The sequence below is a fragment of the Streptomyces sp. 7N604 genome (assembly GCF_052245475.1).
GTDB lineage: Bacteria > Actinomycetota > Actinomycetes > Streptomycetales > Streptomycetaceae > Streptomyces.
In genome coordinates this window covers 35,385-49,979 of record NZ_JBQQBX010000006.1, presented here as the reverse complement: position 1 = coordinate 49,979, position 14,595 = coordinate 35,385, and the positions used below count along the sequence as shown (strand labels likewise).

General features: G+C 72.0%; 2 protein-coding genes and 1 pseudogene. All 3 read left to right on the top strand.

Features of this window, described 5'->3' with window-relative positions:
- Positions 1 to 135 precede the first annotated feature (135 nt).
- Positions 136 to 1,440, top strand: coding sequence for a cytochrome P450 (locus tag ACTWP8_RS08335; RefSeq protein WP_443321508.1), 1,305 nt, complete (start codon positions 136 to 138; stop codon positions 1,438 to 1,440).
- Between the two features lie 58 nt (positions 1,441 to 1,498).
- Positions 1,499 to 14,335, top strand: a pseudogene (locus ACTWP8_RS08330) (amino acid adenylation domain-containing protein); the annotation flags it as partial.
- Between the two features lie 23 nt (positions 14,336 to 14,358).
- On the top strand, positions 14,359 to 14,580 hold the full coding sequence (locus ACTWP8_RS08325; RefSeq protein ID WP_443321507.1) for an MbtH family protein: 222 nt from the start codon (positions 14,359 to 14,361) through the stop codon (positions 14,578 to 14,580).
- Positions 14,581 to 14,595 lie beyond the last annotated feature (15 nt).

Sequence of the window (14,595 nt, the reverse complement as noted above, 5' to 3'; positions counted from 1 at the left end):
TCGGCGATGCTTACCGCATCGGTCGCCGTTAGGCGGCGCAAAACCTCGCTTGACAGCGGCAAAATGATCAAGGTAGCGTCGCATACGTTCCGTCAATGCTGAAGGCTGGAAATTATCGGGCGGGGCCACCGGGGGATGTTCAGCTGGGAGATCCCTTTTCGTGCCGCCATTAACGGCGCCAATCCTGCGCGCATTCCTGGGGGATTTTCGTTGGCTGACTTAACGGCGCTGACGCGCCTGCCCTTCGACCGGCGTATCGAAGAATTCTTCGCGTATCTGGGCAGCCGGCGCGAGGCGGAGGCGGTCGGCGAGAGCCAGGAACCGGGAGTCTGGGAAGTCTTCCGCTACGACCAAGCGGTGCAGGTTCTGGGCGACCACCAGACCTTCTCCAGCGACATGAACCACTTCATTCCCGAAGACCAGCGCCAGCTCGCGCGCGCGGCCCGGGGCAACTTCGTCGGGATCGACCCGCCGGACCACACCCAGCTGCGCGGCCTCGTCAGCCAGGCCTTCTCGCCGCGGGTCACCGCGGCGCTGGAGCCCCGCATCGCGCAGATCGCCGAGCGGCTCCTGGACGGCGTCGTCGCGGAGCGTGGCCAGGCGCCCCCTCTCGACCTGGTCGGCGAGTTCGCCGGACCACTGAGCGCGATCGTCATCGCGGAACTATTCGGCATCCCCGAGAGCGACCACCCGATGATCTCGGACTGGGCCAAGGCCCTGCTGGGTTCGCGCCCCGCGGGCGAGCTGAGCGTCGCGGATGAAGTCGCCATGCAGAACGTCGCCGACCTCGTGCGGCGGGCCAGCGAGTACCTGGTGCACCACATCCGCGAGCGGCGCGCCCGGCCTCAGGACGACCTCACGAGCAGGCTCGCGACGACGGAGGTCGACGGCCAGTCCCTGGACGACGAGGAGATCGTCGGCGTCATCGGCATGTTCCTGATCGCCGGATATCTGCCCGCGTCCATACTGACCGCGAATACCGTGATGGCGCTCGATGAGTACCCGGCCGCGCTGGCGGAAGTTCGCAGCCGGCCGGAACTCCTCCCCCGGGCCATCGAGGAAGTGCTGCGCTGGCGGTCGCCTCTCGTCCGCGACCAGCGTCTTACCACACGTAACGCGGAACTGGGCGGACGCACAATTCCCGCCGGTTCCATGGTCTGTGTGTGGTTGGCCTCGGCGCACCGCGATCCGCTGCGTTTCGAGGATCCCGATGAGTTCGACATCCACCGTAATCCCGGACGCCACCTGGCATTCGGGAAGGGAATCCACTACTGCCTGGGTGCGCCACTGGCCCGGCTGGAGGCCCGTATCGCCATGGAAACCCTGCTGCGCCGTTTCGAGCGCGCGGAGATTTCCCGCGACGGCTCCGTGGAGTTCCACGAATCGATAGGCGTGCTGGGACCCGTGCGGCTCCCGGCCACCCTTTTCACCCGCCGCTGAACCAGCGCGCCGTCCGGCAGACCAAGCAGCGCATCGCATCGCGACGAGGACTTGAAGAATGCCGCTCGACCAGAGCAATAGCGCCCATCCCGGCAATCCCGCCTACGTCATCTACACGTCCGGATCCACCGGGGCGCCCAAGGGGACCGTCGTCACCGGCGAGAACCTCGTCAACCTGCTCTGGGACTTCCGGGACCGGCTCTCCTTCGGGCCCGGGGACCGCCTGCTGGCGGTGACGACGTTCGGCTTCGACATCGCCAACCTCGAACTGCTGCTGCCGCTCATCAGCGGCGGGCGGGTCGTCCTCGCGCCGAAGGAGACGAGCCAGGATCCGTACGCCTTGGGCAAGCTCATCTCCGCCTCGGGCGCCACCGTGATGCAGGCGACCCCTGCGCTGTGGCAGAGCCTGCTGGCCGCCGGGCACCCCGAGGACTCCCAACAGCTGAGGGTCCTCGTGGGCGGCGAGGCGCTGCCCGAGCCGCTGGCGCGCGCGCTGCGCGAGTCCGCGCGCGAGGTCACCAACGTCTATGGGCCGACCGAGACGACGATCTGGTCCACCGCGGCGTCCCTGGACGAAGACAGCGCCGCCCGCCCGCCCATTGGCCGGCCGCTCGCCAACACCCGCACGTACGTGCTCGACAGTGCTCTGCGGCCGGTGCCGGTCGGCGTGGCGGGCGAGCTCTACCTCGCAGGTTCCGGCGTGGCCCGCGGCTATCTGAATCGGCCCGACCTCACAGCCCAGCGCTTCGTGGCCGACCCCTTCGGCCCGGCGGGGGCCCGGATGTACCGCACCGGCGATCTCGTCCGCCGACGCGCCGACGGCAACCTGGAGTTCCTCGACCGGGTCGACCATCAGGTCAAGATCCGCGGCTTCCGCATCGAACTCGGCGAGATCGAGGGCGCTCTGAGCCGACACTCCTCGGTCCGCCAGGCGGCGGTCGTGGTGCACGAGGACCAGGCCGGCGAGAAGCGGCTGGTCGCGTACACGGTGCCGGTCTCCGGCGGCGACGCGGCCGACCCAGCCCTGCTGCGCGCCCACCTCGCCGAGCAGCTCCCGGCGTACATGGTGCCGTCCGTGATCGTCGGGCTCGACGCGCTGCCCCTGACCCCCAACGGCAAGCTCGACCGCAAGGCCCTGCCCGCGCCTGACTTCGCCGCCACGGCCACCGGCCGCGGGCCGCGCACACCGCAGGAAGAGATCCTGTGCGGCCTGTTCGCGGAGGTGCTTGGGGCGCCTTCCGTCGGCGTCGACGACAACTTCTTCGACATGGGTGGTCATTCGCTGCTTGCCACTCGCCTGACCAACGGCATCCGCACCCGGCTGGGGGTCGAACTGCCCGTACGCGTCGTGTTCGAGGAGCCCACGGTGCAGGAGCTCGCGGCCCGCCTCGTCGGCGGCGACCGGGCCCGCCCGGCACTCGCCCCCGCCGACCGGCCCGCGGAACTCCCCCTCTCCCACGGCCAGCGACGGCTGTGGTTCCTCAACCGTCTGGAGGACGGCGGCGCCGCCTACAACATCCTGGCGACGCTGCGGATCACCGGCGGACTGGACTGTGCCGCGCTCGGCGCGGCCCTGGCCGACCTGGCGGCCCGGCACGAATCGCTGCGCACCGTCTACCCGGAGGCCGACGGCGAACCCCGCCAGCTGATCCTCGACGCCGCCACCGCCCGGCCCACGCTGACCGTCACCTCCACGACCGAGGAGGAGCTGCCCGAGGCCCTTGCGGCCGCGTCGGCGGTCGGCTTCGACCTCGGCGCCGAACTCCCGCTGCGAGCCCACCTCTTCCCACTCGCGCCGGACGAACACGTCCTGCTGCTGGTCCTGCACCACATCGCCGGCGACGGCTGGTCCATGGCGCCGCTCGCCCGCGACCTGGGGACGGCCTACGCGGCTCGGCTGCGTGGCCAGGGCCCCGACTGGGCGCCGCTGCCCGTCCAGTACGTGGACTACACCCTGTGGCAGCGCCAAGTGCTGGGCGACGAAGACGACCCGGACAGTGCCCTCGCGGCCCAGACCGACTTCTGGCGGCGCACGCTGCACGGCCTGCCCGAGCAGTTGGCCCTGCCCACCGACCGGCCGCGGCCGCGCAAGCTCAGTTTCCGCGGCGACACCGTGCACATTGAGCTCGACGCTGACCTGCACGCACGCCTCCTCGACCTCGCCCAGCGCCACAATGTCAGCCTGTTCATGGTGCTCCAGGCCGCCGTCGCCACCCTGTGCACCCGGCTGGGCGCGGGCACCGACATTCCCGTCGGCAGCCCCATCTCGGGCCGCACGGACGCCGCGCTCGACGAGCTGGTCGGCTTCTTCGTCAACACCCTCGTGCTGCGCACCGACACCTCTGGAGATCCGCGCTTCAGCGACCTACTGCGCCGGGTTCGCGAGACCGCGCTCGCCGCCTACAGCCACCAGGACGTGCCCTTCGAGCGGCTGGTCGAGCTGCTGAACCCGGTGCGGTCGCTGTCCCAGCACCCCCTGTTCCAGGTCTTCCTCGCGCTCCAGAACAACGCCAAGGCCGAGCTGACGCTCCCGGACCTGACCGTGGCCGTGGAGCCGGAGGCGCTGCGGCCCGCCAAGTTCGACCTGGCGTTCAACATCGCGGAGACCTTCGGCGCCGGGCATACGCCGGCCGGTGTCACCGGCGTCCTGGAGTTCAGCACCGACCTCTTCGACCGGGACACCGCCGCAGTGCTGGCGGAACGATTCATCCGGCTCCTGGCATCCGTCGCCCGCGACCCCCGCCAGCGCCTCGGCGCCATCGACATCCTCGCCGCTGAGGAGCGCGACCGCCTGCTGGGCGCCTGGAGCGAGCGCGGCCGTCCCGCCACCGCCCTGCACCAGCGCTTCGCCGAGGTCACCGCCGCAGGACCCGACGCCCCCGCGGTCCGCGCGGGCGACCGTGAGCTGACCCGCAGCGAGCTGGACGAGCGCGCCAACCGGCTGGCCCACCGGCTCATCAGGCTCGGCGTCGGCCCGGAGACCCGGGTCGCCGTGTTTCTGGAGCGCTCACCGGAGCTGGCGGTGGCCATCCTCGCCGTGCTCAAGGCAGGCGGCACCTACGTGCCCCTGCATGAGGCCTTCCCCGCCGAGCGCCTCGAGTGGGTCATGGCCGACACCCGGTCGAGCGTGCTGCTCACCGACCGTGCCGTGCTCGCCCGCCGGTTCGACCACGACGCGGCCGTGGTCGTACTCGACGACGACCCCACGCTGGCCGAGGAGCCCTCCAGCGGCCCGGCGGTGCCGGTCCACCCGGACCAGCTCGCCTACATCATGTACACCTCCGGATCCACGGGCACGCCCAAGGGCGTGGCCATCGCGCACCGTGAGGTCCTCGCGCTGGCCGGTGACCCGTGCTGGGACACCGGGCACCACGAGCGCGTCCTGCTGCACGCGCCGTACGCCTTCGACATCTCCGACTACGAGCTGTGGGTGACCCTCCTGGCCGGCGGCCTGGTCGTGCTCGCGCCGCCCGGCCGCCTGGACACCAGCGCGCTCGCCCGCCTCATCGAGCAGGAGAGGATCACCGCGGTGCACTTCACCGCGGGTCTCTTCCGGGTGCTCGCCGAGGACGCGCCCGGCTGCCTCGCGGACGTGCGGGAAGTCCTCGCCGGCGGCGACGTCGTCTCGCCGGTCGCGGTGCAGCGCGTCCTGGAGCACGCCCCGGGTGCGGTCGTCCGACAGCTGTACGGGCCCACCGAGGCAACCCTCTGCGCAACCCAGCACGAGGTGCGCGCCCCTTACGCGGCCAGCGCGACCGTGCCGATCGGGCGCCCGCTCGCCGACACCCGGGTGTACCTCCTGGACGCGCAGCTGAGGCCCGTACCCCAGGGCGTGACCGGGGAGGTCTACCTGGCCGGTGCCGGCCTCGCCCGCGGCTACCTCAACCTCCCCGGCCGCACCGCAGAGCAATTCGTCGCCGAGCCTTTCGGCCCGCCGGGGGCCCGGATGTACCGCACCGGGGACCTGGCGCGGTGGAACGCCGACTGGCGCCTCGAGTTCGCCGGGCGCGCCGATCACCAGGTGAAGATCCGGGGCTTCCGTATCGAGCCGGGCGAGGTCGCCGCGGCCGTCGCCAAGCACCCGGACGTGCGCGAGGCGGAGGTGCTGGCCCGCCTCGACCACCGGGGCGAACAGCAGCTCGTCGGATATGTGGTGGCCGACTGGCAGCGGGTGACGGACCGTATCGAGGCCGGCACCCGCGAGCAGGTCACCGAGTGGCAGCAGATCTACGACGGCATGTACGGCCGCGCCACCGAGGCCGAGTTCGGCGAGGACTTCTCCGGCTGGGACAGCAGCTACGACGGCGAACCGCTCCCCTTGGAGCAGATGCACGAGTGGCGCGAGTCCATCGTGGACCGCATCCGTGCACTGCGTCCGCGGCGCGTGCTGGAGATCGGCGTCGGCAGCGGGCTCATCCTGAGCCGACTCGCCGGGAAGTGCGACTCCTACTGGGCGACCGACTTCTCCGCCGAGGCGATCGCCGCGCTCCGGGACGGACTCGGCCGCCGCCCCGAACTCGACGCCCGGGTCGAACTGCGCGTCCAGGCGGCCGACGACGTCGACGGGCTCCCCGAGGGCTTCTTCGACACCGTGGTGATCAACTCGGTCACCCAGTACTTCCCGCACGCCGGATACCTGGAGTCCGTGCTGGCCAAGGCGGTCGACCTGGTCGTCCCGGGCGGCGCGGTGTTCGTCGGCGACGTACGCAACCTCGCGCTCCTGCGCAGCTTCCACACGGCGGTCGCACTGGCGCGCACGCCGGACCCGGAGAGCGCGTTCGGGCTGCGGCGCGATGTCGACCGGCGTGTGCTGAGGGAGAAGGAACTCCTCGTCGCGCCCGCGTTCTTCCACCGCTTCGGCTCCGGCAACGCCCACGTGGGAGGCGTGGACGTCAGGGTGAAGAGCGGCAGGTACCACAACGAGCTCAGCCGGTACCGCTACGACGTCGTCCTTCACCGCAAGCATCCCGAGGACCTGGTCACGTTCACCGCCGCGCCGGTGCTGAGCTGGGGGGACGACGTCGCAAGTCTGCCCGTGCTGCGGGCCAGGCTGGACCGCGACCGGCCGGAGAGGCTCCGGGTGACCGGCGTGCCGAACGCCCGTACGGCGGGCGAGGCGGCGGCTGCCCGTGCACTGGTGGCGGGCGAGAACCTCGCGCGCGTACGCGAGGCGTACTCCGGCGCCCGCGGCGTCGACCCCGAGGACCTCGTCGGGCTGGGGGAGGAGCTCGGCTATCGGACCGTGCTCACCTGGACCGACGGCGACACCGACGGGGGGCTGGACGCGCTGTTCGTGGCCGCCGCGGCCACGTCCCCGTCGGAGCACCTGGCCACGCACGGCCTAGGGGAGGAGAAGGCCTACGGCGGCGGTCTCACGAACGACCCGGTAGCCTTCCGCGAGTCCGGGCGGTTGACCGCCGCTCTGCGGGACTTCCTGCGCGAATGGCTGCCCGACTACATGATCCCCGCGGCTTTCGTGGTGCTCGACTCCCTGCCGGTCACCGAAAACGGCAAGCTCGACCGCGCCCTTCTGCCCGTGCCGGACCTGGTCGCCGACGTACGGGGAGGCGCCCCCCGGACACCGCAGGAGGAGACCCTCTGCCACCTGTTCGCCGAGGTGCTCGGTGTGCCCGGCGTCGGGATCGACGACGGCTTCTTCGCACTGGGCGGCCATTCGCTGCTGGTGATCCGCCTGGTCAACGCCGTGCGCGCCGCCCTGGGCGTCGAGCTGACCGTCCGAGCGGTCTTCGAGGCGCCGACCGTGGCGGAGCTGGCCCAGCGCCTCGGCTCCGCCGACCGCCGACGGCCCGCGCTGGTCCCGGTGCGCCGCCCGGACGTGGTGCCGCTCTCGTACGCCCAGCGGCGGCTGTGGTTCCTCAACCGCCTCGGCGAAGCGAGCGGCGCCTACCACATCCCCGTGGCCCTGCGGCTCTCCGGCGAACTGAACCGGCAGGCCCTCGCCGAGGCGCTGCGGGACGTGGTGGACCGGCACGAGAGCCTGCGCACCACGTTCCCCGAGGTCGGGGGCGAGCCCAGCCAGCTCGTGCACGACCCCTCCGACATCGCGTTCGAGCTCGACGTGGTGCACGTCGACGGGGTGGCATCGTGGCAGGCCGTGGCCGAGGCCTGTGGGCACGACTTCGACCTCACCCGCGAACTCCCCCTCCGCGCCACGCTGTTCGTCCTGTCCCCGGACGAGCACATCCTGCTGGTGGTGCTGCACCACATCGCGGGCGACGGCTGGTCCATGGCGCCGCTTGCACGCGATGTCGCAGCGGCCTACACCGCGCGCGCCGAGAACCGAGCGCCCGACTTCACGCCGCTGCCGGTCCAGTACGCCGACTACGCCCTGTGGCAGCGCGAGGTGCTCGGCGGCGAGCAGGACCCGGACAGCCGGATCTCCGGACAGCTGGCCTATTGGCAGGAGGCCCTCGCCGGACTGCCCGCCGAGCTGGATCTGCTCACGGACTGGCCCCGGCCGGCGGAGTTCAGCTACCGGGGCGGGGCAGTGCCCTTCGAGATCGCCCCGGTCCTGCACGACCGGCTCACGCGCCTGGCGCGGCAGCACAACGCGAGCCTGTTCATGGTGCTGCAGGCTGGCCTCGCAGCTCTGCTGACCAAGCTCGGCGCCGGGACGGACATCCCCATCGGCACCCCGATCGCCGGCCGGGACGACCACGCGCTCGACGACCTCGTCGGCTTCTTCGTCAACACCCTGGTGCTGCGCACCGACACCTCGGGCGATCCGGCCTTCGCCGAGCTCGTCGGCCGCGTGGCCGAAGCGGACCTGGCGGCCTACGGCAACCCCGACGTGCCCTTCGAGCGGCTGGTCGAGGTACTTAACCCGACCCGTTCGCTGGGGCGGCACCCGCTCTTCCAGGTCATGCTCGCGCTGCAGAACAACACGGAGCCGGAACTCGGCCTGCCTGGGTTGCGGGTGAGCGTCCCCGACATCGAGCTGACCTCGGTCAAGTTCGACCTCGACTTCCAGCTCAGCGAACACTTCCACGAGAGCGGCGCCCCGGCCGGCATCGCCGGACAGGTCGCCTACAGCGCCGACCTTTTCGACCGGCACACGGTCGCCCTGATGGCACGAAGGCTGGTCCGCCTGTTGGAAGCCGTCGCCGCTGACCCGCAACTGCCCCTCGGCACCGTCGACATCCTCTTGGAGGATGAGCGTGGCCGGATTGTGGAGGTGTGGGGTGGCACAGCGGTCCCGGGGTCCGCTGTGGATGTGGTGGAGGCGTTCGAGGCGCGGGCTGCTGTCTCGCCGCGGGCCACGGCGGTGGTCTGTGGTGACGTCGCGTGGTCCTTCGCGGAGTTGGACGGCCGGGCCAACCGGATGGCGCGGCTCTTGCGTGCGCGCGGTGTGCGCCCGGGCGATCTTGTGGCGGTGGCGCTGCCGCGGTCCGCCGAGATGGTCGTGGCCGTATGGGCGGTGCTGAAGGCTGGAGCGGGATACGTGCCGGTGGACCCGGGATATCCGGCGGAACGGATCACGTTCATGCTGGCGGATGCCGCACCGGGCCTGGTGGTGGCGCAGCAGGCGGTCGCGGACCGCCTGCCCGACGCCGGAACACCGGTCCTCATACTGGACGGCACGCAGACCGCGGGTGAGCTTGCCGGGCTGTCGGACGTGCCGCTCGGCGCCCATGGGGCCGTCGTGGATGCGTCGCCGGCGTACGTGATCTACACATCGGGGTCGACGGGCATGCCGAAGGGCGTGGTGGTCTCCCGCCAGGCCATGTCGGTGTTCTTGTCGTGGGCAGTGCAACGCTTCGGTGCCCAGGGCCTGGCGAGGGTTCTGGCGTCGACGTCGTTGTCGTTCGACGTGTCGGTGTTCGAGATCTTCGCGCCATTGCTGGCGGGCGGCTGCATCGAGGTGGTGACGGACCTGCTGGCACTGGCCGAGCGGCCCTGGTCGGGGACGCTGATCAGCGGCGTGCCGTCGGTCGTGTCGGCCCTGCTGGACGCCGACGCGCCCCTGGACTGCCACCAGATCGTCCTGGCGGGCGAGGCGCTGCCCGAGCAACTGGTCCGCAGGCTGCGGAAACAGGCCCCCGGGGTCCGGATAGCCAATCTGTACGGGCCAACCGAATCCACCGTCTACGCCACCGGCTGGTATGAGACCGAACCCGGCCAGGTGTGCGCGCCGCCCATCGGGCAGCCGCTGCCCGGCACTCGCGCCTATGTCCTCGACTCCCGGATGTGCCCTGTGCCGACCGGGGGCACCGGCGAGCTCTATCTGGCCGGTCCCAAGGTCGCCGTCGGCTACCTCGGCAGGCCCGGCCTGACCGCCTGCCACTTCGTGCCCGACCCCAACGGGCCAGCAGGCTCGCGCATGTACCGCACTGGTGACCTTGCCCGCTGGGACACCGACGGCGTGCTCCACTACCTGGGACGCGCGGACCAGCAGGTAAAGATCCGCGGATTCCGTATCGAACTCGGGGAGATCGAGACCGTTCTCTCCCGCCACCCGGCCGTCACCAACGCGGTTGTCACCACCCACACCGACCCCACCGGCGAAAACAAACTCGTCGCCTATGTCACGACGGCATCAGACCCCGGGCCCGCGCATGAGGAGCTGACCCGCCACATCACGGCCACACTGCCCGACTACATGGCGCCCGCCACGACCGTGGTCCTGGACGCTCTGCCGGTCAACGCCAACGGCAAGCTCGACAGAAAGGCCCTGCCCGCCCCCTACTTCCAGGCCCAGGCGTCCAGCCGCGCCCCGCGCACCCCCGCGGAAGGACTCATGTGCGCGCTCTTCGCGGACGTCCTCGGCGTGCCCTCCGTGGGGCCCGACGACAGTTTCTTCGACCACGGTGGGCACAGCCTGCTGGCCACGCGGCTGGTCAACGCCGTCCGTACGGCCTTCGGCGCCGAGCTCCCCCTGCGGGCCGTCTTCGAGACGCCGACCTCCGCGGGGCTCGCCGAGCGGCTCGCCGGGGCCGGGTCGGCCCGCATGCCCCTGGCCCCGGCCGAGCGGCCGGCGCGGATCCCCCTCTCGTACGCCCAGCAGCGGCTGTGGCTGCTGAACCGGCTGGACAGCACGGGCGACACCTACAACGTGCCGATGGCGCTGCGGCTGATCGGGGACCTCGACCTGGACGCGCTCCAGGCCGCCCTGACCGACCTGGTGGACCGGCACGAGCCGCTGCGCACGGTCTACCCGGATGTCCACGGGGTCCCCTGCCAGCTGGTGCGGGACACCGCCGCGGCCGCCCCGGGGCCGGCCGTGGTCGACACCTCTGCGGAACAGCTGTCCGGCGCTCTCGCCGAGGCGGCGGGGCGCGGCTTCGACCTGACCGTCGACCTCCCGCTGCGAGCCACACTGTTCCGCCTCGGCCCGGCAGAGCACGTGCTCCTGCTGGTGCTGCACCACATCGCGTGCGACGGCGCCTCGCTCGCCCCGCTGGCCGGGGAACTCGGGACGGCCTACCGGGCGCGGCTGTCCGGCGGAGCCCCCGACTGGCAGCCGCTGCCGGTCCAGTACGCTGACTATGCCCTGTGGCAGCGCGAGGTACTGGGCTCCGAGGACGACCCGGAGAGCCTCGGCGCCCGTCAACTTGCCTACTGGCGCACGGCGCTGGCCGGGATGCCGGAGGAGCTGGCGCTGCCGAGGGACCGGCCGCGGCCCGCGGTAGCCGGCCACCGCGGCGGCACGGTGACAGCGGAACTGGACGCGCGCATGCACCGCCGGTTGCGGGAGCTGGCCAGGGAGAACGGCGCCACCCCCTTCATGGTGCTCCAAGCGGGGCTCGCCGCCCTGCTCACCCGGCTCGGCGCGGGCACCGACATCCCCGTCGGCACCCCCGTTGCCGGGCGCGAGGACGCAGCGCTCGACGGCCTCGTCGGGTTTTTTGTCAACACCCTGGTGCTGCGCACCGACACGTCGGGCGATCCCGCATTCGGCGACCTCGTCCAGCGGGTGCGGCAGACCGCGCTGGCGGCCTTCGCCCACCAGGACGTGCCGTTCGAGCGGCTGGTGGAGGCGCTCAACCCGGAGCGCAGCATGTCCCGGCACCCGCTGTTCCAGGTGCTGGCCACGGTGCGGAACTACCAGCCGCCGCGAGCCGAGCTGACCGGCCTGACCGCGGCCGAGGCGGTCGTGGACCCGGGTGTCGCCAAGTTCGACCTGGAGTTCACCTTCGACGAGACCTTCGACGACGCGGCCGGGCCCACCGGGGTCGGGATCGAACTGCGCTACAGCGAGGACCTCTTCGACGAGGCCACCGCGCAAGGCCTCGTCGCCCGGCTGGCGCGGCTGCTGGACGACCTCATCGCTGCCCCGCAGAAGCCGATCAGTGCAGCGGAGGTGCTGCTTCCGGACGAGCGCCGGGCCATCGACGGCTGGGGCAGAACACACCCGCACGTGCCCGAGGACACGGTCGCCGAGCTGTTCCAGGTCCAGGCAGCGAGCACTCCGGACAGCGTGGCACTGCGGTCCGGCGAGACGACCGTGCAGTACGCGGAGCTGAACCGGCGCGCCAACCGGCTCGCGCACACGCTGATCGGGCTCGGCATCGGGCCGGAGAGCTTCGTGGCGCTCGCGCTGCCCCGCTCGGCCGACCAGATCGTGGCCCTGCTCGGGGTGCTCAAGTCGGGCGCGGCGTACCTCCCGGTCGATCCCGACTACCCCGCCGAGCGGATCCGGACGATGCTCGGTGACGCCCGCCCGGCACTGGTACTCACCCACCGGGAGATCCACGGCAGGCTCGCGGGAGAGATCCCTGGCGACAGCGCCGTCCTGATGCTGGACGAACCGGAGACTGCCGCCCGGATCGCCGCCGCGCCGTGCGCCGACCCGGTAGACGCCGACCGGACCGCGCCCCTGTTGCACGATCACCCGGCCTATCTCATCTACACCTCGGGATCCACCGGGCGGCCCAACGGCGTGGTCGTGACCCACGCCGGCACGGCCAACCTGGCAGCCCGGCAGATCGAGCGGTTCCGGGTTCGGGCGGGGGACCGGGTGCTCCAATTCGCGTCCCCGAGCTTCGACGCGGCCTTCTCCGAAGTGTGCATGGCGCTTCTCTCCAGCGCGGAACTGGTGCTGGCCCCCAAGGACGAGCTGACCCCGGGCCGCCCCCTGGCCGATGTGCTCACCCGGCACCGGATCACACACGTGACGTTGCCGCCCGTCGCACTACCACTGCTGCCGTCGGAAGCGCTCGCGTCCGTGACCACGCTGGTCACCGCGGGAGACGCGCTGTCGCGGAACGCGGTGCACCGATGGGGGACGGGCCGCCGGCTCATCAACGCGTACGGACCGACCGAGGCCACCGTCTGCGCCACGATGAGCGAGCCGCTGTCCCGGGACGACGCCCCGTCGATCGGGCGGCCCCTGGGCGGGGCCCGCGTCTACGTCCTGGACGACCGGCTGCGCCCCTTGCCGCCGGGCGTGAACGGTGAGTTGTACGTGGGCGGGCCGGGCCTTGCCCGCGGGTACGCGGGAAAGCCGGGGCTGACCGCGGGGCGGTTCGTGGCCGACCCCTACGGCCCGCCGGGGGCCCGTATGTACCGCACCGGCGACCTCGTGCACTGGGACCGGGACGGTCGGCTGCACTTCGTCGGTCGCGCGGACCACCAGCTGTCGGTGCGCGGGTTCCGCGTCGAGCCGGGCGAGGTCGAGGCGGTGCTCCTCGCGCACTCGCACGTGGCCCAGGCTGCCGTTGCCTTGTACGACGACGGGCGCGGCGGGCGGACGCTGACCGGCTATATCGTGCCCGCCCCCCGGTGCGCCGCGGACGCCGGCGCGCTGCGGCGGCACGTCGCCCAGGCACTGCCCAGCCACATGGTGCCGGTGGCCGTCGTGCCGCTGGAGCGGTTCCCGCTCACCCCCAACGGCAAGCTCGACCGCAAGGCGCTGCCTGCCCCCGAGTTCCAGGCCGGGGCATCCGGCCGGGCCCCGCGCACGCCGCGGGAGGAACTGCTGTGCAGGCTGTTCGCGGAGGCCCTCGGCGTACCCGAGGTCGGGATCGACGACAGCTTCTTCGCGCTGGGCGGCCACTCCCTGCTGGCCGCCGGGCTCATCGGCCGCCTGCACGAGGCGCTGGGCGTCGACATCGGGCTGCGGAGCCTGTTCGAGGCGCCGACCGTCGCTGAGCTCGCTGAGCGGCTGGAGGCCGACGGCGGCCCGGGCGGGGGCGAGTTCGACGTCCTGCTGCCGCTGCGCGGCGGAGCCGGGGCGCCGGCGCTGTTCTGCGTACCCGCCGCCGGCGGGCTGGGCTGGTCGTTCGCTGGACTCTCCCGGCACGTCCCCGACCGGCATCCGCTCTACGCGCTCCAGTCGCCCGGTCTGTCGGCCGCGGGGGACCTCCCCGCCACGGTCGAGGAAGCGGCCGCCCGGTACGTGGACCGGATTCGCGAGGTGGACCCGCACGGCCCGTACCACCTCGTCGGCTGGTCGGTCGGCGGACTGATCGCCCATGAGATGGCCGTGCAGCTGCGGGACGCGGGCGCCGAGGTCGCGCTGCTGGCCGTCCTTGACGCCTATCCGCTGGCGGAAACCCCGGTCCTGCCGCCGGACCGGGCGGAGGTCGCCGAGGCGGTGCGCGGCCAGGCGGGCGGGCACCGCCTCGACGACGCGGCCATGGACCGGCTCGTATCGGTCTACGTCGGCAACACCCGAGCGGCGCGCGCGTTCACCCCGGGCGTCTTCGAGGGCGACCTCGTGCACTTCGCCGCCGAGCGGGGCGCGACCGGGGCGCTGACGGCGCGGCTGTGGCTGCCGCACGTCGGCGGGCGGGTGGAGCAGCACAGCGTGGCGTGCGGTCACGAGGAAATGACCCGGCCCGGACCGTTGGCGGTCATCGGCCCCGTACTGACCGAGAAGCTGGCCCGCGGTCTCCCCGCAGACCACGAAGCACACCGGGCCGACGGCTCCTGATCACGAAAGGACACAGAGAACTCATGGCGACCAACCCCTTCGAGGACGAGAACGGCACCTACTTCGTGCTGCGTAACGACGAGGGGCAGCACTCCCTCTGGCCGGCCTTCGCCGAAATGCCTGCCGGCTGGACGGCGGTGTTCGGCGAGGACAGCCGCCAGGCGTGCCTGGACTACGTCGACGAGCACTGGACGGACATGCGCCCCAACAGCCTGATCACGGCTATGGGCGGCAGCGCGGATTGACGCGCACCAACGGGG

Excerpts from the sequence above, each read along its gene's own strand:
- ACTWP8_RS08335 (WP_443321508.1), top strand. The coding sequence starts at position 136 with ATGTTCAGCTGGGAGATCCCTTTTCGTGCCGCCATTAACGGCGCCAAT.
- ACTWP8_RS08325 (WP_443321507.1), top strand. The coding sequence starts at position 14,359 with ATGGCGACCAACCCCTTCGAGGACGAGAACGGCACCTACTTCGTGCTG.